Origin of the sequence: Rhodocyclus tenuis (assembly GCF_014197755.1) — a bacterium.
Classification (GTDB): Bacteria; Pseudomonadota; Gammaproteobacteria; order Burkholderiales; family Rhodocyclaceae; genus Rhodocyclus; species Rhodocyclus tenuis.
Genome location: NZ_JACIGE010000007.1, coordinates 113,866 through 136,437, shown reverse-complemented (window position 1 = coordinate 136,437; position 22,572 = coordinate 113,866). Strand labels below are relative to the sequence as shown.

Genomic DNA, 22,572 nt, shown 5'->3' with positions numbered 1-22,572 from the left:
GATGCGTACTTCATTACTGTTTGCCACTCTCTTGCTTGCCGGCGCTGTTCACGCTGCCCCGTCGACCGCGCGCAAGGCGGCGCCTGCCGCACCGGCTGTGCCGACCGAAATCGAACTGTCGCACCAGCTTGAAGAGGCTCAGGCCGAGCGTCTGCAGCCACTGGTCGAGCGTTTCAACGCGACGCAAAAGGATTATCACGTAGTCCTCTCGCGTCGCGTTGAAGGCGATGCACCGAAGCTGCTGAACCTGGTGACGCGCGAGGAAATGTCGCGCTTCGTCGCCAACCGCGGCAAGTTCAAGCCCCTGTCCGAGGTGATGCGTGAAGCCAGGGAGCCGCTTGACGCGACTCGCCTCTCGCCCGAACTGCGGGTCGGACTCGCCGACGGCAAGGGCCGTCTGGCGGCGCTGCCGGTGGCTCTGTCGACCCCGGTGCTCTATTACAACAAGGAAGCCTTCCGCAAGGCGGGGCTCGACCCGGCCGTGCCGCCGCGCACCTGGTGGGAAGTGCAGCAGGCAGCGGACAAGCTGTTCGACGCCGGCAGCCTCTGCCCGTACACGACCTCGTGGCCGGCCTGGGTGCACATCGACAACACCAGCGCCTGGAACGGTGCCGACGTCGCCGACGGCAAGGGTCGTCTGGCGTTCAACGGCTTGCTGCAGATCAAGCACATCGCCTTGCTCAACAGTTGGTACAAGAGCCGCTTCTTCATCTACTTCGGTCGTCGTGACGAAGCCGACCAGCGTTTTGCTGCCGGTGAATGCGGCATGCTGACCAGCAGTTCCGCGCTGTACGCGACGATCCACGACAAGCCGGGTCTTGATGTTGGCGTGTCCACGCTGCCTTATCACGACGACGTGCGCGGTGCGCCGCAGCAGACGCTGGCCGACGGCGCTTCGCTGTGGATTGGTTCTGGCCGCAAGCCCGCCGAGTACAAGGGCGCGGCGCGTTTCGTCAGCTTCCTGCTGGCACCTGATGTGCAGGTGGCGCTGACCTCGGCCGGCGGTTTCCTGCCGATGACGCCGGTGGCCAGAGCGGCGGCGTCAAGCCGTCTGCTCAAGGACGACGTCTCGGCGCTGAACGTCGCGTCGCGGCAGCTCGACGGCAAGGGCGCGCTGCGTTCGTTGCGTGTCTCGCAGGTCGAGCCGGTACGCATCATCGTCGAGGAAGAACTCGAAACCGTCTGGGCCAATCGCAAACCGGCCAAGGCGGCGCTCGATGACGCGGTGGTGCGCGGTAACGCGGTCCTGCCGGCTGCGCTGAAAGCTTCTCCGCTGTGATCCGGCCGGCGCCGGCGTGGCCGCTGCCGCGCCTCTTCGCGCACCGCTGCGGCGGTGCGCTGGCGCCGGAAAACACGCTTGCCGGACTCGTCGTGGCGGCACGGCTCGGCTGCCGTGCCGTCGAGTTCGACGTCATGCTCTCGGCCGACGGCACGCCCTGGCTGATTCACGACGAAACGCTCGAACGCACGACCGACGGCAGCGGTCGCGTCGCCGCCACTCCGGACGTATTGCTCGCGAAACTGGATGCCGGCATTCGTCAGCATCCTGCCTTCAGCGGTGAGCCCGTGCCGACGCTGGCCGCCGCGGCCGCACTGTGCCGCCGCCTCGGCCTGCAGGCCAACGTCGAGATCAAGCCGGCGAGCGGCTACGAGGCTTTGACCGGCGAGGTTGTTGCCCGCGCCATCGGTGAGTTGTGGCGCGACTCAGCGGCACCGCTCGTTTCTTCCTTTTCGTTCGCGGCGCTGGCGGCGGCACGGTGCGTTGCGCCGCAACTGCCGCTCGGCTGTTTATGGACGCAGCCGCCAGCTGACTGGCGAGCGCCGTTCGACGAGTTGCGCGCGTTCAGCGTGCATTGCGCCGCCGAAGGTCTGAGCGATAATTTTCTCGTCGCCGCGAGCGCTGCCGGCGCGCCGGTTCTCTGTTATACGGTCAATGACGCGGAACAGGCGGCCGCGCTGTGGCGACGCGGCGTCAGCGCGCTGTTTTCCGACCGCCCGGAGCGTCTGCTGCCGGCAGCCGCACTGCACGACTGACGTCGCCAGCTTAACGATTCCTTGCAATTGGCAACCACTCGGCATGCTTCGTCACGGTAACTTCGATGCTGCCTGCCTGACGGGTAATCCAGCGTCTTCCTGATATCCAACTTGTAGCCAAATTGCTCACGGAGCCGAACCATGACCGCATCTGCCCTTGACGAACTGCCGTTTCGCCGCCTGCTGCTTGCGGCGCCGCTCCTGGCTGCCCTGTGTGCGCCGCTGCTTGCTTCGGCGCAAACCTCTCCGACGCCGGGGATTGATCAGCGTCAGCTCAATCAGGAGCGGCGCATCGATCAGGGCGAAAGCTCGGGTAGCCTGACGCAGCAGGAAGCCAATCGTCTGGAAAACGGCCAGGAGCGCGTGCAGCGCATCGAAAACCGCGCCAACGCCGATGGCGTCGTCACCACCGGCGAGCAGGCGCGTCTGCAGAAGGCCGAGAACGTGCAGAGCCGGCGCATCCATCGCCAGAAGCACGACCGCCAGCATGACTTCAACCACAACGGTCGCATCGACCGCCGCTAAGCGCCGCTGCCCCGCCGCCGCCTCGCCAAGCCCGCCGCTCCGGCGGGTTTTTCTTGGTGGTGGCTGGCGCTGACGCCCGGCCGGGCCGGGTGCTGGCGCTTTCGATGCTAGAATCGCACGCTTCCAAATCTGTCCGACCTGATGGTCGTCATACGATGAAAAGCGCCGAAATCCGCGAGCAGTTCCTCCAGTTCTTTGCCTCCAAGGGGCACCAGATCGTCGCTTCCAGTTCGCTGGTGCCGCACGAAGACCCGACCTTGCTGTTCACCAATGCCGGGATGAACCAGTTCAAGGATGTCTTCCTCGGCTTCGACAAGCGTCCCTACACGCGCGCCACCACCTCTCAGAAATGCGTTCGTGCCGGCGGCAAGCACAACGACCTCGAGAACGTCGGCTACACCGCACGTCACCACACCTTCTTCGAGATGCTCGGCAATTTCAGCTTCGGCGACTACTTCAAGCGCGACGCGATCAAGTACGCGTGGGAGTTGCTCACCGAGGTGTACAAGCTGCCCAAGGAAAAGCTCATGGTCACGGTTTACGCCGAGGACGATGAAGCCTACGACATCTGGCACAAGGAAGTCGGCGTTCCGGCCGAGAAGATCGTGCGCATCGGCGACAACAAGGGCGCGCGCTACGCCTCCGACAACTTCTGGATGATGGGCGACACCGGCCCCTGCGGTCCGTGCTCCGAGATTTTCTACGATCACGGCGAGCACATTCCGGGCGGGCCGCCGGGATCGCCCGACGAAGACGGCGACCGCTTCATCGAGATATGGAACAACGTCTTCATGCAGTTCAATCGCGACGAGGCCGGCGTAATGCATCGTCTGCCGAAGCCCTCGGTCGATACCGGCATGGGCCTCGAGCGCATCTCGGCCGTGCTGCAGCACGTGCACAGCAACTACGAAATCGACCTCTTCCAGGCGCTGATCAAGGCGGCGGCGCGCGAGACCAGCGCCGAGGACATGGACAGCCCGTCGCTGAAGGTGCTCGCCGACCACATCCGCGCCTGTTCCTTCCTCATCGCCGACGGCGTCATCCCCGGTAACGAAGGTCGCGGCTACGTGCTGCGCCGCATCATCCGCCGCGCCATCCGCCACGGCTACAAGCTCGGCGCGCGCGCCGCGTTCTTCCACAAGCTCGTCCCCGACCTGGTCGCCGAGATGGGCGCCGCCTATCCGGAACTGGTGCAGGGCCAGGCGCGCATCGCCGAGGTGCTGCGTCAGGAAGAAACGCGTTTCTTCGAGACGATCGAGCACGGCATGGCGATCCTCGAGGGCGAGCTCGCTGCGCTCGCCGCAGGTGGCGGCAAGGTTTTCAACGGCGAAACGGCCTTCAAGCTGCACGACACCTACGGTTTTCCGCTCGATCTGACCGCCGACATCTGCCGTGAGCGCGATGTCACGGTCGATGCCGCCGCTTTCGACGCGGCGATGGCGCTGCAGAAGGAGCAGGCGCGTGCCGCCGGCAAGTTCCGCATGGCTGCCGGCCTTGAATACGACGGCCCGGCGACGAGCTTCCACGGCTACACGCAGCTCGAATGCAAGGGCAATATCCTCGCGCTGTACAAGGACGGCGCGCCGGTCAAGGAGCTGCGCGAAGGCGATCTTGGCGTCGTCGTCCTCGACGAGACGCCGTTCTACGCCGAATCCGGCGGTCAGGTCGGCGATCGCGGCGAACTGCGCTCGGCGCAGGGGATTTTCGCCGTCGAGGACACGCAGAAGATCCAGGCGGCGGTGTTCGGTCACCATGGCATCGTGCGCACCGGCACGCTGACGCTCGGCAATGCGGTGACGGCGCGCGTCGATACCGCAGCGCGTGCGCAGACGGTGCGCAACCACTCGGCGACGCACCTGATGCACAAGGCGCTGCGCGAAGTGCTCGGCGGCCACGTGCAGCAGAAGGGTTCGCAGGTCGATTCCGAGCGGACGCGCTTCGACTTTGCGCACAACGCGCCCATGTCCGACGACGAAATCCGCCGCGTCGAGGCGCTGGTGAGCGCTGAAATCCTCGCCAACCTTGCTACCGACGCGAGCGTGATGGACATCGAATCGGCGCAAAAAACCGGCGCGATGATGCTCTTCGGCGAGAAGTACGGCGACGAAGTGCGCGTGCTGACCATCGGCTCGTCGAAGGAACTGTGCGGCGGCACGCACGTCGCGCGCACCGGCGACATCGGTTTCTTCAAGATCGTCGGCGAAAGCGGCGTTGCTGCCGGCGTTCGTCGCGTCGAGGCGATCACCGGTGAGCGCGCGCTCACCTGGGTGCAGCAGCAGAGCGCGCTGCTCGGCGATGCGGCGGCGGCGTTCAAGTCGCCGGTGGCCGAGCTGCCGGGCAAGATCGCGCAGGCGCTCGAACACGCGCACGCGCTGGAAAAGGAAGTCGCCCGCCTGAAATCGAAGCTCGCGGCAAGCCAGGGCGAAACGCTTGCCGCGCAGGCCGCCGAGATCAAGGGCGTGCGCGTGCTGGCGGCCGAGATCGACGGCGCCGACGTGGTCACGCTGCGCGAACTCGCCGACAAGCTGCGCGATCGTCTGCGCAGCGCGGCCGTCGTTCTCGCTGCGGTGGCCGATGCGCGCGTGACGCTGATCGCGGCGGTGACGCCCGACCTCGTCAAGCGCGTCCGCGCCGGCGATCTGGTCAACCATGTCGCGCAGCAGGTCGGCGGCAAGGGCGGCGGTCGTCCCGATCTGGCGCAGGCCGGCGGCAACGATCCGGCGCGCCTGCCGGTGGCGCTGGCCTCGGTTGCGGAATGGCTCGAAGCGCGTCTGTGAGTACGCGACCAGCCTCGGGCTGCCGGCGCGCGAACCACGCGCCGCCGGCAATTTGATTTCCCGCAAAGCCCCGCTCGCCGGCACTCCGGCGTGCCGGCTTCGCCGTCACGCCCCAGGTGCTACAATGCCCCCCTTTCATTTCATCGGTTTAGCTCCGGGAGACCACCTTGCTGATTAGCTCCGCCCACGCACAAACAGCCGCAGCCGCCGCTGATCCGACGGGAGGATTGATGCAGTTCCTTCCCATCATCCTGATGTTCGTCGTCCTCTATTTCCTCATGGTGCGTCCGCAGATGAAGCGCGCCAAGGAGCATAAGGCGCTGGTCGATGGCCTCGCCAAGGGCGACGAAGTGGTGACGCAGGGCGGTATCGCCGGTCGCGTCGCCAAGGTCGGCGACAACTACATTTCGCTCGAAGTCGCCGAGGGCGTCGAAGTCCAGGTGCAGAAGCCGGCGGTCCAGCTGGTGCTGCCCAAAGGTTCGCTGAAGAGCCTGTAATCCTCCTGTAGCGGGCACCGGATACGGTGCCCGCTACGCTTCTGTCTTTTCCAGTCATTTATTCCGCTGCAGGCCATGAATCGCTATCCGCTCTGGAAATACGCAACCGTCGTCATCGCCCTGCTCATCGGCCTCCTGTACACGCTGCCGAACTTCTTCGGCGAATCGCCGGCGGTGCAGGTGTCAAGCGCCAAGGCGACGCTGAAGGTCGATACGCAGACGCTGGCGCGCGTCGAGACCACGCTCAACGCCGCGCAAGTCGTCAATGACGGCCTGTTTCTCGATACGGTCGGCGTCAAGGTACGTCTGCACGACGCCGACACGCAGCTGAAGGCGCGCGATCTGCTCGAGAAGGAGTTCAATCCCGATCCCGAGAATGCGCAGTACGTCGTCGCGCTGAACCTGCTCTCGGCTTCGCCGCAATGGCTGACCAGACTCTCGGCCTTGCCGATGTATCTCGGTCTCGACTTGCGCGGTGGCGTGCATTTCCTGTTGCAGGTCGACATGAAGGGCGCGCTGACCAAGCGCCTCGATTCGCTCGGCGCCGATCTGCGCACGCTGATGCGCGACAAGAACATCCGCCACGCCGGCATCGCGCGTGAAGGCGAACGCGTGGTGCTGCGTTTCCGCGACGCCGAAACGCGCGACCGCGCGCGCAACGCGCTCGCCGATGCGCAACCCGACCTGCAACTCGCCGATCAGGGCGAAGGCGAAGATCTGAAACTGGTGGCGACACTCAAGCCGCAGGCGGTCACCCGCCTGCAGGCGTCGGCGCTGTCGCAGAACATGACCACCCTGCACAACCGGATCAACGAACTCGGCGTTGCCGAGCCGGTGATCCAGCAGCAGGGCGCCGACCGCATCGTCGTGCAGTTGCCCGGCGTGCAGGATACGGCGAAGGCGAAGGACATTCTCGGCCGTACGGCAACGCTCGAAATCCGCATGGTCGACGACACGGCGGGCGCGCTCGAAGCGGCGCAGGCCGGCCAGGTGCCGTTCGGCACCGAGCTCTACGTCGAGCGCGGCGGCAAGCCGCTGCTGGTGAAGAAGCAGGTGATGCTGACCGGCGAGCGCCTCACCGACGCGCAGCCGGGCTTCGACAACCAGACGCAGGAGCCGTCGGTACACCTGACGCTCGACTCGGCCGGCGCGCGCATCTTCAAGGATGTGACGCGCGACAACGTCGGCAAGCGCATGGCCATCCTGCTGATCGAAAAGGGCAAGGGCGAAGTGGTCACGGCACCGGTGATCCGCACTGAAATCGGCGGCGGCCGTGTGCAGATTTCCGGGCGCATGAGCACGGTCGAGGCCAACGACACGGCGCTGCTGCTGCGCGCCGGCTCGCTCGCCGCGCCGATGGAAATCATCGAGGAACGCACCATCGGCCCGAGCCTCGGTGCCGACAACATCAAGAAGGGTTTCGATTCGACGCTGTGGGGCTTTACTGCGATCGCCGTCTTCATGATCGCTTACTACATGCTCTTCGGCGCCGTTTCCGTCGTCGCGCTGGCGACCAACCTGCTCTTCCTGATCGCTCTGTTGTCGATGCTGCAGGCGACGCTGACGCTGCCCGGCATCGCCGCCATCGCGCTGACGCTGGGCATGGCGATCGACTCGAACGTGCTGATCAACGAACGTATCCGCGAGGAACTGCGCAACGGCATGACGCCGGCAGCGGCAATCACCACCGGCTACGAGCGCGCCTTCGGCACCATTCTCGACTCGAACGTGACGACGCTGATTGCCGGCATCGCGCTGCTGATCTTCGGTTCGGGCCCGATCCGCGGCTTTGCCGTCGTGCATTGTCTCGGCATCCTGACCTCGCTGTTCTCGTCGGTCGTCGTGTCGCGCGCGCTGGTCAATCTGCTCTACGGCGGTCGACGCAAGATCGACTCGCTGGCCATCGGCCAGGTGTGGAAGCCGCAAGGCTCCGCAGCCGCAAGCCCGGCGGCGAAATCCGCCGCCAAGGTGGCAGCGCCGGTGGCGGCTACGAAGGCTGCGCCCAAACAGGGGGCTGCCAGTCCGGCTGCCGGCAAGTCCGGCGCGATCAACTGGGGCGATTCCGGCGGCCGCGGTGCTGCCGGCAAACCCGATTCCGGCGGCAAGGCCAAGTAAGGGAACGCGATCATGGAATTCTTCCGCATTCACAAAGACATCCCCTTCATGCGCCATGCGCTGAAGTTCAACATCATTTCCCTGCTCACCTTCGTCGCCGCGGTCTTCTTCCTGTTCTGGAACGGTCTCAATCTTTCGGTCGAGTTCACCGGCGGTACGCTGGTCGAAGTCAATTACACGCAGACCGCCGATCTGGAAAAGGTGCGCGGCGCGCTGGCCAAAGCCGGCCATGGCGAGGTGGCGGTACAGAACTTCGGCTCCAGCCACGACGTGCTGATCCGTCTGCCGCTGAAGGCCGACGAGCCGACGGCCAAGGCCGGCGAAGCGGTGATGGCCGCGCTCGACGCCGACGCGCCGGGGGCGACGCTGCGCCGCGTCGAATTCGTCGGGCCGCAAGTGGGCAAGGAACTGGCCGAGAACGGCGCCATGGCCTTGCTGCTGGTGGTCATCGGCATCGTCATCTATCTGGCTTTCCGCTTCGAATGGCGTTTCTCGGTGGCCGCGATCATCGCCAACCTGCACGACGTGGTGATCATCCTCGGCTTCTTCGCCTGCTTCGGTTGGGAGTTTTCGCTGTCGGTGCTGGCGGCGGTGCTCGCCGTCCTCGGCTATTCGGTCAACGAATCAGTGGTCGTCTTTGACCGCGTGCGCGAAACCTTCAAGAAGGCACGTGGGCTATCGACGCCGCAGGTGCTCGATCACGCGATCACTCGCACCATTTCGCGCACGATCATCACGCACGGTTCGACGCAGATGATGGTGCTGTCGATGCTGATCTTCGGCGGCGAGACGCTGCACAACTTCGCGCTGGCGCTGACCATCGGCATCTGCTTCGGCATCTACTCGTCGGTGCTCGTTGCCAGTCCGCTGGTGATGTGGCTCGGCGTTTCGCGCGAGCAGTTCGTCAAGCCTAAACGCCAGATCGAAGGCGCCAACGAGGACGGCGCAGTCGTCTGAGTCAGGACTGCGCGCTTTCCGGAAACGGCGGCTGCGGCCGCCGTTTTGCTCAGGGCGGCCATCGCCGGCGCTCGTCATTGAAACAGGGGAGAGACATGAAACGCATCAAGCTCTGGGACTTGCCGACACGCATCTTTCACTGGGCGCTCTTTGCGCTGGTCGCTGCAGCGATCATCAGCGGCCAGGTCGGCGGCAATGCGATCGAACTGCACGGCAAGCTCGGGCTGGCGATCATTGGCCTGATCGTTTTTCGTATCGTCTGGGGCTTCGTCGGCTCGACTTATGCGCGCTTTGCCCAGTTCTTCCCGACGCCCTCGACGATCGCCGCCTACCTGCGCGGTGAATGGCACGGGCTCGGCCACAACCCGGTCGGCGCCTTGTCGGCTTTTGCCCTGCTTGCGCTGGTGCTGGCGCAGGCGCTTGGCGGTCTCTTCGCCAACGACGACATCGCCTTTCGCGGACCGCTGTTCAGCCTGGTCGGCAAGGAGCTGAGCGACCAGATCACTGGCCTGCACCATCTGGCGTCGAATCTGCTGATCGCCTTCGTCGTGCTGCACGTCGCGGCGATCCTGTTCTACCGGCACGTCAAGAAGAACAACCTTATCCTGCCGATGATCACCGGCTGGAAGGACGTTGCCGAGGGGCAGGGCGAATCGGCACGCGGTGGCGGTGTGCTGGCCTTCGTCGTCGCGCTCGTCATCGCGCTGGCGGCGGTCTATGCGGCCTCGGGGGCGTTGCTGCCGCCAGCCCCGCCGGCGCCGCCGGCGAGCGCTCCGTCGCCTGCCTGGTAGCGATTCCGGGCAGCGCTGCGTGTGCTGCCCGCAGCGCCAACTCCGCGCTATTCAGGCGCCCGCCGGCGAACCCGCCACCTTGTCCGCTTCCTTGCCTGCGTCCTTGTTTGCTTCGGCGATGTTCACCCGGTTGCGGCCCTGATTCTTTGCTGCGTACAAGGCCGCATCGGCGCGCGCGATGAAATCGCTGGCCGATTCGCCGGCGCAATAACTGGCTACGCCGAGCGAGACGGTGATCTTCGCCAGCGGTTCCTTGCTGCTGGCGCGTTTGATGATCAGTTTCTCGACCGTTGCCCTGATCTTCTCGGCCAGATGCGCGGCGCCGGCAAGCGGCGTATCGGGCAGCAGGATGGCGAATTCTTCGCCACCGTAGCGTGCCGCGGTATCCCGCCCCTTGACGTTTTCCTTGAGAATCTGGGCGACGATGCGGATCACACGGTCGCCGGACAGGTGTCCGTAGCGGTCATTGACGTGCTTGAAATGATCAATGTCGACGATCAGCAGACTCGGCCCCTGTTCTCCCGAGTCAGGCGCGCCAAGGCACGCTGCCAGCGCCTTGTCAAAGCCCCGGCGATTCTTCAGGCCGCTCAGACTGTCGATCAGCGCATCTTCGCGGGCGCGGCTGACTTCCTTGCGCAAGCGCTCGATTTCATTGCGGCTTTCTTCAAGACTTTCTTTCATCGTGGCGATCGACTGCTGCATCTCCCGCGTCTGCAGCAGCAGCTTGCCGGTATCGCCAGCCGATGGCGATTGCGCCTGCGTCGCCGACCATTGTTCCAGCGCATTGCCGAAACGGTCGGCATGATCGCTCGCCTGTTCGGCGGACTGGTTCATGTCCGACATGATCTTGTTGAAATCGTCGCTGACGCGCTTGACCAACTGCTCGTCGAGTTCAGCGACATGCTTGCGAAACAGTTCGGTCGTCGCTGCCTCGTCAAGAACAGCGCCGTTCCGCGTGAGCTGGTCGATACTCGCGCGCAGCGCAGGATTCCTGCCGGAGACGTATTCGTACCAGATCGCGTAGCTGACCGGGTGCAGTGCGGCCGCTTGTCGTGACATCAGCGGCAGTGCCTGACGCAGGTACTCGGCGCTTTTTTCAATGCTTTCGTTGCTGTACTTCAAGCGCGTACTCCGTCGATCAATGATGTTGCAGTCGGTAGCCGCTGCGCAAGGCAATTCCGTAAGGGCCGGGGGTGACGGGGGGCATAAGGCAATACAGCCCCGGATTCGTTCCCCAGTCGCGTATTCTAACCAACTTGCCGGGGACTTCCTGTGCGCCCCGGCCGGTCGTGCCGTTTTATTAGTGGAACGCCCGGCATTGCCCGCAAGCCCGGCTCTCCGGCAGTCTCAAGGCGGTGGCTCGGCCCGTTGCTCGCCCTGCCGCCAGGCGTGAAAAAGGCCGCAGATTGCGCTGCGGCCTTTTCCATCCTTGCTCCGGGTAGCGACAACACGGCCGCTACCGGTTCTTCCGGCGCCTTCTCCACCGAGAGGCGCCGCTCCGGCGAGATCAGTCCTTGATCTTGAAGTCGTCGTGGCAGGCCTTGCAGCTCTTGCCAAGGTTGCCGAACTGCGCCTTGACGGCACCGGCATCACCCGTGGCGGCGACCTTGGCGAGCTCGTTCGCCTCCTTGTTGAAGGCAACGGCGAGTTCGCCGACTTTCTGGCCGTTGGTGAAGAATTCCGGCTTGACCTTGGTGTCGTGCCAGCCTTTGCCCTTGTCGGTTCCCGCTGCGTAGAGCGAGCCCATTCCCGAGTTGGCAATGGCGGCGATGGTATTGGCTGCTTTGGCGCCTTCGTCCTTGTTGTATTGCGGACTGGCAAGGTTGGCCTTCAGGCGTTCCATGTTCCAGTTCAGCACCTGATAGGCCGACTGCCGCCAGCGGATGAGGTCTTCGGATTTGGCGGCTTCGGCGCAGGCCGCGCCGGCAACAGCGGCGAGTGTGCTCGCGGCGATAATCGTCTTGATGAACTTTCTCATTGTTTCTCCTTGAGGTTCAGGGTTAAACGACGGCTGGATACTACACGTGTATGGCAAAAACATGTTTGATGCGTAGCGTGTCGCCGCCAGCGACGAGAGCAATCAGCCGGTCGATGTTGGGGTGTTTGCCGGGATGCGCGCGCGCATCTTCAGCATGCTCGGCGTAGAGCTCGATACCGCGTGCCGCGGCTTCCGGCGTGATCGCGCCATGGATTTGCGCCAGGTGGTTATAGACCGAAAGCGAACCGGCCTGTCCCGGCTTGTTCTCGATCGTCGCCACCTGCGTGCCGTCGCGATCGAACAGATTGATCGCTGCCAGATGCGAGATGCCGGGCAGCTTCTTCAGGTTGTCGGCAAAACTGCTCATCGCGCCCAGCCTAGATGCGTCGTGCCAGTTCGGCCGCCTTGCCGGTGTAGCCCCAGGGCGTCAGTTCGAGCAGTTCGGCGCGGGCGGTCTCGGGAATGTCGAGCGAGCGCACGAAATCCTGCATGCCGGCGCGCGACACGCGCTGGCCGCGCGTCAGTTCCTTGAGTTTTTCGTAGGGGTTGGCGATGCCGAAGCGGCGCATCACCGTCTGGATCGGCTCGGCGAGCAGTTCCCAGTTGGCGTCGAGGTCGTCGTGCATGCGTTGCGCGTCGACTTCGAGCTTGCCGAGGCCGCGCGCCAGCGAATCGTAGCCGAGCAGTGCGTAGCCGAAGCCGACGCCCATGTTGCGCAGCACCGTCGAGTCGGTCAGATCGCGCTGCCAGCGCGAGATCGGCAGCTTGTCGGCGAGGTGGCGCAGCACGGCGCTGGCCAGGCCGAGGTTGCCTTCGGAATTCTCGAAGTCGATCGGATTGACCTTGTGCGGCATCGTCGACGAGCCGATTTCGCCGGCCTTGACGCGCTGTTTGAAGAAACCGAGCGAGATATAGCCCCAGATGTCGCGGTCGAGGTCGATGAGGATGGCGTTGACGCGGGCGAAGGCGTCGAACAGCTCGGCCATCGCGTCGTGCGGCTCGATCTGGATGGTGTAGGGATTGAATTCGAGGCCGAGCGATTCGACGAAGCGCTGCGCAAAGGATTCCCAGTCGTAGCCGGGATAGGCGGCGAGGTGCGCGTTGTAGTTGCCGACGGCGCCGTTGATCTTGCCGGTGAGGCTGACGCCGGCAACGCGGCTGCGTGCGCGCTCGAGGCGCCAGGCGACGTTGGCCATCTCCTTGCCGAGCGTCGTCGGCGTCGCCGGCTGACCGTGTGTGCGCGACATCATCGGCACTTCGGCGTGGGCGTGCGCCAGCGCCTTCAGCTGGTCGATGACGCCGGTCAGCGCCGGCAGCATCACCTCGTCGCGCGCTGCCTTGAGCATCAGGCCGTGCGACAGGTTGTTGATGTCTTCCGAGGTGCAGGCGAAGTGGATGAACTCGCCGACGCGCATCACCTCGGCGTTATCGGCGAGACGACGCTTGATCCAGTACTCGAGCGCCTTGACGTCGTGGTTGGTGACGGCTTCGATCGCCTTGACCTCGGCCGCTTCTGCCTCGCCGAAGCCGGCGACGAGCGCGTCGAGCGCCGTCAGCGTGGCCGGCGAGAAGGGCGGGATTTCGGTGAAGTGCGGCTCGGCGGCAAGCGCTTTCAGCCACTCGATCTCGACCTGCAGTCGGCGGCGGATCAGGCCGTATTCGGAAAACTGCGGGCGCAGGGCGTCAAGCCGGGCAGCGTAGCGGCCATCGAGCGGCGAGAGCGATGTCAGGGAACTCACGGGCATGGAAAGCATCCTTCAGGGGGTAAGCTGTAATTTTACCCCAGCCCCAATGGCGGCGAACCTGGTGGCGCCACAGCCCCCGGAAATCGGCTGCCGATGGCGATGCTATAATCCGCCCGCCCAAACAATCCAGGAAACCAATGAAGCTCATCGGATCGCTGACCAGTCCATTCTCGCGCAAGGTGCGTATCGTTCTCGCCGAAAAGAAGATCGAGGTCGATTTTGCACTCGAGTCGCCGTGGGTGCCGGGTAACCGCGTCGCCGAACTCAATCCGCTGGGCAAGATTCCTGCGCTGGTCCTTGACGACGAGACGGTTCTCTTCGACTCGCGCGTGATCGTCGAGTATCTCGACAACGTCACGCCGAACAACAAGCTGATGCCGGCACCCAACCGCGAGCGCACCGAGGTCAAGCGCTGGGAAGCCCTGGCCGACGGCGTTGCCGACGCGGCGGCGCTGATCTTCCTCGAGCGCAAGCGCCCGGCACGTGCGCAGGACGCCAACTGGATTGCCCGTCAGGAAGAGAAAATCACGCGCGGACTCGCTTTCCTGTCCGAGCAGCTCGGCGAGGACGCTTTCTGCATGGGGACGCACTTCTCGCTCGCCGACATCACCACCGGCTGCACGCTCGGCTATCTGGCTTTCCGTTTCCCCGAAATCGACTGGCGTGAGCAGCATCCCAATCTCGGTCGTCTCTACGACAAGCTGATGCAGCGGCCGAGCTTCGCCGAGACGGTGCCGCGCGAGTAGTTGCTGCAGCAGGCGGCGCCGTTCGCCGTACCGATGAAAAAGGCCGCATCGCGGCCTTTTTTCTTGTCCTTCTGCGGCTGTCGCCGCCGCGCCACCTAGAGCGAGGTCTTCTTGAATATCTTCTCGGGGATGTGGCGGATCACCAGCATGATCAGTCGCCAGAATCCGGGCAGATAGGCGACGTCGCGGCGCGCGTCGACAGCCTGGACGATGCCGCGCGCGATGTCGTCGGGCTGTGCCCACAGCGCACCCTTCGGGAAGTTGCTGGTCATCGGCGTGTCGACGAAGCCGGGCTTGATCGTCAGCGCCTGCGCGCCGCTCTTTGCCAGCCGGTGGCGCAGGCCCTGCATGAAGATGTCGACCATGCCCTTGGCCGTGCCGTAGACGTAGTTGCTCTGCCGGCCGCGGTCGCCGGCGACCGAGCCGATCACCGCCAGAACGCCGCTTTTCTGCTGTTCCAGGAGGTTCCCGATCAGTGTCGCCAGCGCCACGACCGAGGTGCCATTGACCGCGATGGCGGCGAGCGTCTCTTCGACCGAAGCCTCGCAGGCTTTCTGCTCGGGCAGCGTGCCGTGCGCGATCAGCGCGACGTCGAGGCCGCCGAGTCCGGCAAGTGCCGCGTCGAGCATCGCCGCGTGCGCGTCAAGATCGGTCGCGTCCATGACCTGGCAGGCAACGCTGGCGGCGCCGCGCACGCGCAGGTCGGCGGCGCTGGCGTCGAGGCGTGTCGCGTCGCGGGCAACGAGAAAGAGCGCGTCGCCGCGCGCCGCCCAGCGCCTTGCCGTCGCTTCGGCGATCGCCGAGGTGGCGCCGATGATCAGGATTTTCTGCATCAATCTTCTCCGTGAGTGCCCGCGCTCGCCGCTTCAGGCCGGCAGCGCTGCGCTGACGCGCCGCCAGAAGTTCGACGAGAACTTCGGGTCGACGTGGCGCGAGAATTCTTCGAGGCGCGGATAGCCGGCGCCGAACAGCGCTGCCGGCATGCGCGCGTCCTTGGCCGGGTAGAGGCGGCCGCCGGCGGCGGCGACGATTGCGTCGAGGCGTGCAAAGAGCGCCGCCGTGGCGGCGCCGCGCTCGGGAAAGTCGAGCGCCAGCGTGATTCCCGGCATCGGAAACGAGAGCAGGCCGGGCGAGGCGACGTTGCCGAAGGTCTTCAGCACGGCGAGCAGCGAGCCCTGGCCGCTGGCGGCGATGGCGCGCAGCATTTCGTCGATCGCGCTGGCGGCGCTCCTCGGCACGACGCACTGGTACTGGTAGAAACCGCGCTTACCGTACAGCCGGTTCCAGTCGAGGATGCCGTCAAGCGGGTAGAAGTAGGGCAGCAGATGCGTCGTCGCGTGCGCCGGCAGCGGCTTGTGGTAATAGGCGGCGTTGAAGGCGGCGAGCGTCAGCTTGTTCAGTGGCGACAGCGGCGGCGTGAACGGCGCGCGCCTGGCCGCGCCCGGCGCCTTTGCCACGCAGCCGGCTGGCGCATGGTCGGCAGCCATGAAGATGCCGCGCGGCCGGCGGGCGAGGCAGTCGATCCACGCCACCGCGTATTCGTGCGCGGCTTCGGCGGCGGCGTTGAGCGCAAAGAACTCGTCGAGGCCGTGAAAACGCGTGTTTTCCACCGTCAGCGCGGCGCTGTCGACGCGGCGCAGCGCGATCTCGGCCGAGACGATCAGCCCGGTCAGGCCGAGGCCGCCGATGGTGGCGGCGAACAGTTCCGCGTTCTCGTCCGGTGCGCAGCGCCGGCGCGAGCCGTCCGAGCGCAGCAGCTCGCAGGCGCGGAGATGATTGCCGAAACTGCCGGCACGGTGATGGTTCTTGCCATGCACGTCGTTGGCGATGGCGCCGCCGACGGTGACGAAACGCGTTCCCGGCGTCACCGGCAGGAACCAGCCGCGCGGCAGGAAGACGTCGATGATGTCGGCAAGCAGCACGCCGGCGTCGCAGGCGAGCGTCGCGCTGCCGTCGGCCTCGACGCGGAAGTCGATGAAACGGTCGCAGCCGCGCGTGGCGAGCAGCGTGCCGCCGCTGTTCAGGCAGACGTCGCCGTAGCTGCGCCCGTTGCCGAAGGCGAGCAGGCTGCCGTCGACCGCCGGCAGCGGCGCCGCGCGCTCGCTGCGCCGCAGTTCCCGGGCCGCCGGCGCCACCGGCAGGCGTCCCCAGGCGTTCAGTGCCATTGCTTGCTCATTCCCGCCATTTTGACAATGCGCCTTCAGCGCTGACGCGCGAGAAAGCCGGCGCCGAGGGCGACGGCGAACCATAGCGTTGCCAGCCGGCAGATCAGCGTCGCCGTCACCGCGCCTGCTTCCGGCAGGCCGTGCAGCGTCAGCAGGCCGATCATCACCGCCTCGCTGCCACCGAGTCCACCGGGCAGGAAGGAGAGGCCGCCGATGAGCATGGCGAAGGCGTAGATGAAGACGGCTTCGCTGAGCGGCAGCGGCTGGCCGAGCGCGTCGAGCAGCCACCAGAAGCCGACGCCTTCGGCAAGCCAGGCGACGACGCCGAGCGCCAGCCCCATGCTCATCGCCGGCAGGGTGAAGCAGCGGCGGAAATGCAGCACGATCTCGCACAGCTTGACGATGAGCGCCGCCCACTTGTGCGGGCTGGCGGCGGCGCGGCGGTCGATGGCGGCGATCAGCCGGGTCGATTGCACGACGAGCAGCGCGACGACGACCAGCGCCAGCCCGGCGCCAACGGCCGGCCGTGCCGGCGGGTAGGACCACAGGCCGATCGAGGCAAGCACGATGATCGACAGCAGGTCGCTGGCGCGTTCGGCGAAGAAGGCGGCGAGGCTCGCCGCCGGTGGTACGCCATGCGGCTTGAGCAGCGCCGAGCGCAGCGTCTCGCCGAGCTTGCCCGGCGTCGTCGTCAGCGCGAAACCGGCGAAATAGGCGGCGAGATTGATTCGCCACGGCACCGGCGCTTCGAGCAGGCTCAGGTAACGGCTCCAGCGAACGAAGCGCAGCAGGTAGTTGGCGAGCGACAGTGCGAGCAGTCCGGCGAGTACCGCCGGGCCGACCGCGGCGATGCCGGCGGCCACCTCGCGCCAGCCGGCCCACAGCGACAGCGCGAGATAGCCGAGCGCCGCCAGCGCGACGCTGGCGAGCACGGCGCGCAAGGGCAGGCGGCGTGCCGTCGTGGCAGGCGTCTCCTCGGCCGGGGCTGCCACGAGGCTCGTGCTTGTCGGCACGCCCGACGGTTTCAAACGATGACGCCGCCGCCGAGGCAGACGCGGCTTTCGTAGAGCACCGCCGACTGGCCGGGCGTCACCGCCCACTGCGCTTCGGCGAAGGCGAGCGTGCAGCGCGCGTTGTCAGCCGGATCGATGCGCTCGATGCTGCACGGCGCGTCGGGCTGGCGGTAGCGCGTCTTCGCGGTATACACCCAGGCCGGGTGCGGCGCTTCGCCGGCCACCCAGGACAGCTGTTCGACCTCGATGGCGAGTTTCTGCAGCGCCGGATGATCGTGCCCCTGCACCACGTAGAGGATGTTCTTCGCGATGTCCTTGGCGGCGACGAACCAGGCTTCGTGCTCGCCGCTGGCCGCACCCTTGCCGTCCTTGCGGCCGCCGATGTGCAGCCCCTTGCGCTGGCCGATGGTGTGGTAGGTGAGCCCGTCGTGCTGGCCGACGACGCGATCGTCGTCGAGTGCGCGGATTTCGCCCGGCTGTGGCGGCAGGTAGCGCATCAGGAATTCCTTGAACGGCCGCTCGCCGATGAAGCAGATGCCGGTCGAGTCCTTCTTCACCGCGACGTGCAGGCCTGCGTCGGCGGCGATGCGGCGCACTTCGCGCTTGTACAGGTCGGCCAGCGGGAACAGCGTGCGCGCCAGCTGCGCCTGATTGAGCCGGTGCAGGAAGTAGCTCTGGTCCTTCGAACCGTCCTCGGCCTTGAGCAGCTGCACGCGGCCGCTGCCGGCGGGGTCGGGGCGAACGCCGGCGTAATGGCCGGTGGCGATCTTGTCGGCGCCGAGCGCCAGCGCGTGCTCGAGGAAGGCGCGGAACTTGATTTCCGAGTTGCACAGCACGTCCGGGTTCGGCGTGCGCCCAGCGGCGTATTCGCGCAGGAATTCGGCGAAGACGCGTTCCTTGTATTCGGCGGCGAAGTTGACCACTTCGACGTCGATGCCGATGCGGTCGGCGATGCTCATTACGTCGATCAGGTCCTGCCGCGACGAGCAGTATTCCTCGTCGTCGTCGTCTTCCCAGTTCTTCATGAACACGCCGACGACGCGCCAGCCGCGTTGCTTCAACAGCAGTGCCGCCACCGACGAATCGACGCCGCCGGAGAGGCCGACGACCACCGTCCGGCCGTCGCCGGCGTCAATGCCGTCTACGCGTTGTGAATCAATCGTCATCGGGTCCATCTCCTGATTGCCAGCGCTGCAAGGCCAGTACCGGCGCCGGCTGGCCGTTATCCACATACCAGCTGTCGACGACGTAGCGTCGCGCCAGCACTTCTTCATCTGCCGGCGCGCTGTTGTCGGCCGCCTTCTCTTCGATCTGCGCCGAAAAGTGATCAAAGATCAGTCCACGCGTGCGCTGCACCGGTTCGAGCACACGGTGGAAGCGCAGCCAGCCGCGAGCTTCGAGCAGACGCAACAGGCGCGTCGTCGTCGTCGAATGGTCGATGCAGTCCATGCGTCCATCGACGCCTTCGTCGGCGAGGTTGCCGGCGCGGTCGGCGTTGATCGGCAGGCGCTGGCCGGCCCAGCCGAGCATCCAGCCGACGGCAACGCCGAGCAGCGCGCGTTCGTGCACCGGACTTTGCGCATCGCCGAGCAGCGCGCGCACGCGCCTCAGTTCGCCGTTGCTGAAAACGACGTCGCCCTGCACAAGGCAGCCGTAGTTGTAGCAGACCGACACCGCGTCGCCAGCCAGCGCGCCGTCGACGCCGCCGGCGAGCACGAGCAGGGCGAGGACAAGCGCGGCCGGCAGCTTCATGCGTAATGCGTCAGCAGTTCCAGCGGGTAACGGCGTCCGGCAAGCCAGTCCTCGATGCACTGCAGGATCAGCGGGCTGCGATGGCGGTCGGCGAGCGCGCGCACTTCGTCGAGCGAGAACCAGTGCGCGGCGATGATGCCCTCATCAAGCGCGCGTTCCGGGTCGAAACCGACGACCTCGCCGGCGAAGGCGAAGCGCAGGTAGGTGATGTCTTTCGTCGGATGGCGCCAGTTGTAGACGCCGACCAGCGCGCGCGGCGCGAAGTCGTAACGCGTCTCTTCACGCGCTTCGCGTACCGCTGCTTCGAGCAGCGATTCGCCGCATTCGAGGTGGCCGGCAGGCTGGTTGTAGCGGATGCCTTCGTCGGTTTCTTCCTCGACGAGCAGGAATTTTCCGTCGCGCTCGACCACCGCGGCGACGGTGACATGGGGTTTCCAGATCATGCTGAATGGCTTGTCTGCAAGGGAAAACGGACATTTTACCGCCAACGGGGGGGCGAAATCGGCTAGAATTTGCGCCTCGATTTTTTGCGGCTAACGGAGAAAAAAGATGTCGATGGCGGATCGCGACGGTTTCATCTGGCAAGACGGCGCACTGCGGCCCTGGCGCGAGGCAACGACTCACGTCCTGACCCATACCCTGCATTACGGCATGGGTTGCTTCGAGGGCGTCCGCGCCTACAAGGCCGAAAAGGGCACTGCGATCTTCCGTCTCAGCGAACACACCGATCGCCTGCTCAACTCGGCGAAGATCTTCCAGATGAAGATGCCGTACGACCGCGAAACGCTGATGGAAGCGCAGAAGGAAGTCGTTCGCGCCAATGCGCTTGAATCCTGCTACATCCGTCCGATCGTCTTTTACGGTTCCGAAGCGATGGGCATCGCCGCGTCGACGCTGTCGGTGCACGTCGCCATCGCCGCCTGGCCGTGGGGTGCCTACCTCGGCGCCGAAGGCATGCAGAAGGGTATCCGCGTCAAGACCTCGTCGTTCACGCGCCACCACGTGAACGTGAACATGTGCCGCGCCAAGTCGGTCGCCACCTACACCAACTCGATCCTCGCGCACCAGGAAGTTGCCACCGACGGTTACGACGAAGCGATCCTGCTCGACGTCGACGGCTACGTTGCCGAGGGCGCCGGCGAGAACATCTTCATCGTCAAGGCGGGCAAGCTGTACACGCCGGATCTGACCTCCTGCCTCGAAGGCATCACGCGTGCGTCGGTGATCGAACTCGCCGGCGAGCTGGGCATCCCGGTGATCGAGAAGCGCATCACGCGCGACGAGGTCTACTGCGCCGACGAAGTGTTCTTCACCGGCACCGCCGCCGAAGTGACGCCGATCCGCGAAGTCGATAACCGCCAGATCGGCGCCGGCTGTCGCGGCCCGATCACCGAGCGCCTGCAAACGCTGTTCTTCGACTGCGTCAATGGCCGCGTGCCGGCGCACGAAGGCTGGCTGGCCTACGTCTGAGACCGCCGGGAGACGCCGCGATGAGCCGCCGGGACACCCCTGACAATCCGTCGGCAGCGACGCCGGCGGCGGTCCGCTCGGCGGTCGATTCCGAGCGCGTCGTGCATCTCGGCGCCGGCGATCTGCCGCTGTTCTGTCCGCGTCCCGATGCGCCCCTGTGGGCGCGGCATCCGCGCGTCTATCTCGACGTGACGACCACCGGCGAGGTGGTCTGTCCTTACTGCAGCGCCCACTACCTGTTCGCGGGCGAAGCGCCGAAACATCATTGAGGCGCTGCGTCGGCGTCGGGAGGCAGACGTGAACGCAGCAGTCGAACCCATTCTTTCCGCCGATGACGGTACTCGCAGCCGCGGCCAGCGTGCCGCGCTGGTCGTCGCGCCGGCGTGGATCGGCGACACGGTGCTGGCGCAACCACTGTTCGTCCGCCTCAAGGAACGCCATCCCGATCTCGTCATCGACGCCCTGGCGCCGCGCTGGACGGCACCGGTGCTCGAGCGCATGCCGCAGATCCGCCGCGTCATCGACAACCCTTTTGCGCATGGCCAGCTCGACCTCGGTGCGCGCCGCCGTCTCGGCCGCCAGCTTGCTGCCGGCAACGACGGCCGCGGCTACGATCTGGCGTATGTGCTGCCCAACTCACTGAAGTCGGCGCTGGTGCCTTTCTTTGCCGGCATCCCGCAACGCATCGGCTTCACCGGCGAATCGCGCCTCGTCCTGCTCAATCGCCGGCACACGCTCGACGAACAGGCGCTGCCGCAGATGGCCGAGCGCTTCGCGCAACTGGCCGAAGCGCCCGGCGCGCCGCTGCCGCGCCCGCTGCCGCTGCCGCGTCTCGAATCCTCGCCAGCGCAGCAGGTGGCGACGCTGGCGGCGAGCGGCCTCGATCGCCCGGCACGCCTCGCGGTTTTCTGCCCTGGCGCCGAATACGGCCCGGCCAAGCGCTGGCCGGCGGCGCATTTTGCACAACTGGCCGGTGAACTCGTGGCGCGCGGTTACACCGTCTGGCTGCTCGGCTCGGCCAAGGACCACGCCACCGGCGAGGCGGTGATCGCCGCCGCTGGCGAAACAGTCCAGGCGGCGGGCGCTGACCTGCTGCGCAACCTCTGCGGACTGACCTCGCTGACGCAGGCGATCGACCTGATCGCGCTCGCCGACCTCGTCGTCTGCAACGACTCAGGGCTGATGCACGTCGCCGCCGCGCTTGGCCGGCCGCTGGTGGCGCTTTACGGTTCATCGTCGCCGGGGTTCACGCCGCCGCTTTCGCCACGGGCGACGGTGCTCAGCCTTGGCCTCGAATGCAGCCCGTGCTTCAAGCGCGAATGTCCGCTCGGCCACCTCGATTGTCTCAATCGCCTCGACGTTGGGCGTGTGCTGGCGGCGTGTCTCGCTGCTGCCGACGCAAGCCCGGATGCCGCTGTCGACTCCGCCTCCGTCGCCGCCGCGATGGCGACGCCACCAGGCCGGCCGGCATGAGTCCGCTCAGCGCAAGCCCGGCGCTGGCACGTCCCGAGGACGTCGAGACCGCTTTCTACGAGGCGATCGCGCGCAGTGACCTCGAAGGTCTGATGGCCCTGTGGGCCGACGACGAGGAAATCGTCTGCGTGCTGCCCGACGGCCGACGGCTGGTCGGCGCGAGCGCGATCAGCGAACGCTGGCGCGCGCTGTTCGCCGCCAACCCGCGCATCAGCGTGCGCATCTCGCAGTCCGTCTGCTGGAATAGTCTGCTGCTGGCGGTGCACCACGTCGTCGAGACCTTCTACTCGGGCAACGATCCGAGCCCGAAAAGCCGCGTGCTGGCGACCAACGTCTTCCAGCGCGGCGCCAACGGCTGGCGGCTGCTTGCGCATCACGCCTCGGCCGCCGCCGAACTGCCCGAAAGCGACGACGGCAACGAGATCGACGACGGCGGCGTACCGCGGGTCCTGCATTGACGCAGCGCGCTGGCGTTCTGTCGGGCCCGGGCGGCGATTTGCCGCCGCTATTTCGTGATCCGCCTCCGCCGTACCG

23 protein-coding genes are annotated in these 22,572 nt (G+C 66.1%); 13 read left to right on the top strand and 10 right to left on the bottom strand.

What is annotated here, in order from left to right; all coding sequences use genetic code 11:
* Position 1: 1 nt before the first annotated feature.
* The 8 genes from GGD90_RS10785 (at position 2) to GGD90_RS10750 (ending at position 9,696) form a co-directional block, all read left to right on the top strand.
* Complete coding sequence (locus tag GGD90_RS10785; RefSeq protein ID WP_153116754.1) at positions 2–1,279, top strand: extracellular solute-binding protein; 1,278 nt, start codon at positions 2–4, stop codon at positions 1,277–1,279.
* Positions 1,276–2,034 (top strand): glycerophosphodiester phosphodiesterase, encoded by a 759-nt coding sequence (gene ugpQ / locus GGD90_RS10780; RefSeq protein WP_153116753.1) that lies wholly within the window; start codon positions 1,276–1,278, stop codon positions 2,032–2,034. Before GGD90_RS10785 ends, ugpQ begins: the two co-directional genes overlap by 4 nt.
* A 141-nt stretch (positions 2,035–2,175) precedes the next feature.
* Positions 2,176–2,559, top strand: coding sequence for a hypothetical protein (locus GGD90_RS10775; RefSeq protein WP_228273725.1), 384 nt, complete (start codon positions 2,176–2,178; stop codon positions 2,557–2,559).
* A 155-nt stretch (positions 2,560–2,714) separates the two neighbouring features.
* On the top strand, positions 2,715–5,336 hold the full coding sequence (gene alaS, locus GGD90_RS10770) for an alanine--tRNA ligase (RefSeq protein WP_153116752.1): 2,622 nt from the start codon (positions 2,715–2,717) through the stop codon (positions 5,334–5,336).
* A gap of 167 nt (positions 5,337–5,503) precedes the next feature.
* Entirely contained in the window at positions 5,504–5,833 is a 330-nt protein-coding gene (gene yajC, locus GGD90_RS10765) for a preprotein translocase subunit YajC (RefSeq protein ID WP_153116751.1), read from the top strand.
* Positions 5,834–5,908: 75 nt separating this feature from the next.
* The gene (secD, locus tag GGD90_RS10760; RefSeq protein WP_153116750.1) at positions 5,909–7,948 is read left to right on the top strand and encodes a protein translocase subunit SecD; all 2,040 of its coding nucleotides are present in this window, start codon (positions 5,909–5,911) and stop codon (positions 7,946–7,948) included.
* Positions 7,949–7,960: 12 nt separating this feature from the next.
* The gene (gene secF, locus GGD90_RS10755) at positions 7,961–8,905 is read left to right on the top strand and encodes a protein translocase subunit SecF (protein WP_153116749.1); all 945 of its coding nucleotides are present in this window, start codon (positions 7,961–7,963) and stop codon (positions 8,903–8,905) included.
* Between the two features lie 95 nt (positions 8,906–9,000).
* Positions 9,001–9,696 (top strand): cytochrome b/b6 domain-containing protein, encoded by a 696-nt coding sequence (locus tag GGD90_RS10750; RefSeq protein WP_153116748.1) that lies wholly within the window; start codon positions 9,001–9,003, stop codon positions 9,694–9,696.
* A 51-nt stretch (positions 9,697–9,747) separates the two neighbouring features.
* On the opposite strand, the gene GGD90_RS10745 is transcribed toward GGD90_RS10750, so the two are convergent.
* The 4 genes from GGD90_RS10745 to purB form a co-directional block, all read right to left on the bottom strand.
* A complete protein-coding gene (locus GGD90_RS10745) occupies positions 9,748–10,818 on the bottom strand; it encodes a GGDEF domain-containing protein (protein WP_153116747.1) in 1,071 nt (356 codons plus the stop codon).
* A 385-nt stretch (positions 10,819–11,203) separates the two neighbouring features.
* Complete coding sequence (locus GGD90_RS10740; protein WP_153116746.1) at positions 11,204–11,674, bottom strand: c-type cytochrome; 471 nt, start codon at positions 11,672–11,674, stop codon at positions 11,204–11,206.
* A 40-nt stretch (positions 11,675–11,714) separates the two neighbouring features.
* The gene (locus GGD90_RS10735) at positions 11,715–12,041 is read right to left on the bottom strand and encodes a DUF2322 family protein (protein WP_153116745.1); all 327 of its coding nucleotides are present in this window, start codon (positions 12,039–12,041) and stop codon (positions 11,715–11,717) included.
* Between the two features lie 10 nt (positions 12,042–12,051).
* Positions 12,052–13,419, bottom strand: coding sequence for an adenylosuccinate lyase (gene purB / locus GGD90_RS10730; protein WP_153116744.1), 1,368 nt, complete (start codon positions 13,417–13,419; stop codon positions 12,052–12,054).
* Between the two features lie 137 nt (positions 13,420–13,556).
* On the opposite strand from purB, the gene GGD90_RS10725 reads away from it, so the two are divergent.
* Positions 13,557–14,165: a glutathione S-transferase gene (locus tag GGD90_RS10725; RefSeq protein WP_153116743.1), complete on the top strand. Its 609-nt coding sequence runs from the start codon at positions 13,557–13,559 to the stop codon at positions 14,163–14,165.
* Positions 14,166–14,260: 95 nt separating this feature from the next.
* Here the strand turns inward: GGD90_RS10725 and GGD90_RS10720 are convergent, their stop codons facing one another.
* The 6 genes from GGD90_RS10720 to GGD90_RS10695 are packed head-to-tail and all read right to left on the bottom strand — an operon-like array spanning position 14,261 to position 19,538.
* Positions 14,261–14,998, bottom strand: coding sequence for an SDR family oxidoreductase (locus GGD90_RS10720; RefSeq protein WP_153116742.1), 738 nt, complete (start codon positions 14,996–14,998; stop codon positions 14,261–14,263).
* A gap of 33 nt (positions 14,999–15,031) precedes the next feature.
* The gene (locus tag GGD90_RS10715; RefSeq protein WP_153116741.1) at positions 15,032–16,330 is read right to left on the bottom strand and encodes an FAD-binding oxidoreductase; all 1,299 of its coding nucleotides are present in this window, start codon (positions 16,328–16,330) and stop codon (positions 15,032–15,034) included.
* A gap of 35 nt (positions 16,331–16,365) precedes the next feature.
* A complete protein-coding gene (locus tag GGD90_RS10710; protein WP_221227736.1) occupies positions 16,366–17,322 on the bottom strand; it encodes a lysylphosphatidylglycerol synthase transmembrane domain-containing protein in 957 nt (318 codons plus the stop codon).
* Between the two features lie 32 nt (positions 17,323–17,354).
* Positions 17,355–18,509 carry a tRNA 2-thiouridine(34) synthase MnmA gene (mnmA, locus tag GGD90_RS10705; RefSeq protein ID WP_153116740.1) on the bottom strand — a complete coding sequence of 385 codons (1,155 nt, stop codon included), beginning with the start codon at positions 18,507–18,509 and terminating at the stop codon, positions 17,355–17,357.
* Positions 18,499–19,095: a hypothetical protein gene (locus GGD90_RS10700; protein ID WP_153116739.1), complete on the bottom strand. Its 597-nt coding sequence runs from the start codon at positions 19,093–19,095 to the stop codon at positions 18,499–18,501. Before GGD90_RS10700 ends, mnmA begins: the two co-directional genes overlap by 11 nt.
* The gene (locus GGD90_RS10695; protein ID WP_153116738.1) at positions 19,092–19,538 is read right to left on the bottom strand and encodes an NUDIX hydrolase; all 447 of its coding nucleotides are present in this window, start codon (positions 19,536–19,538) and stop codon (positions 19,092–19,094) included. The genes GGD90_RS10700 and GGD90_RS10695 overlap by 4 nt, the downstream gene beginning before the upstream one ends.
* A gap of 106 nt (positions 19,539–19,644) precedes the next feature.
* Between GGD90_RS10695 and GGD90_RS10690 the strand changes: the two genes are divergently transcribed.
* From GGD90_RS10690 to GGD90_RS10675, 4 genes are all read left to right on the top strand, one after another.
* A complete protein-coding gene (locus GGD90_RS10690) occupies positions 19,645–20,565 on the top strand; it encodes a branched-chain amino acid transaminase (protein ID WP_153116737.1) in 921 nt (306 codons plus the stop codon).
* A gap of 101 nt (positions 20,566–20,666) precedes the next feature.
* Entirely contained in the window at positions 20,667–20,834 is a 168-nt protein-coding gene (locus tag GGD90_RS18035) for a zinc-finger domain-containing protein (protein WP_228273730.1), read from the top strand.
* Positions 20,835–20,862: 28 nt separating this feature from the next.
* Complete coding sequence (gene waaF, locus GGD90_RS10680) at positions 20,863–22,038, top strand: lipopolysaccharide heptosyltransferase II (protein WP_228273724.1); 1,176 nt, start codon at positions 20,863–20,865, stop codon at positions 22,036–22,038.
* Complete coding sequence (locus tag GGD90_RS10675; RefSeq protein ID WP_153116735.1) at positions 22,035–22,496, top strand: YybH family protein; 462 nt, start codon at positions 22,035–22,037, stop codon at positions 22,494–22,496. The genes waaF and GGD90_RS10675 overlap by 4 nt, the downstream gene beginning before the upstream one ends.
* Positions 22,497–22,572 lie beyond the last annotated feature (76 nt).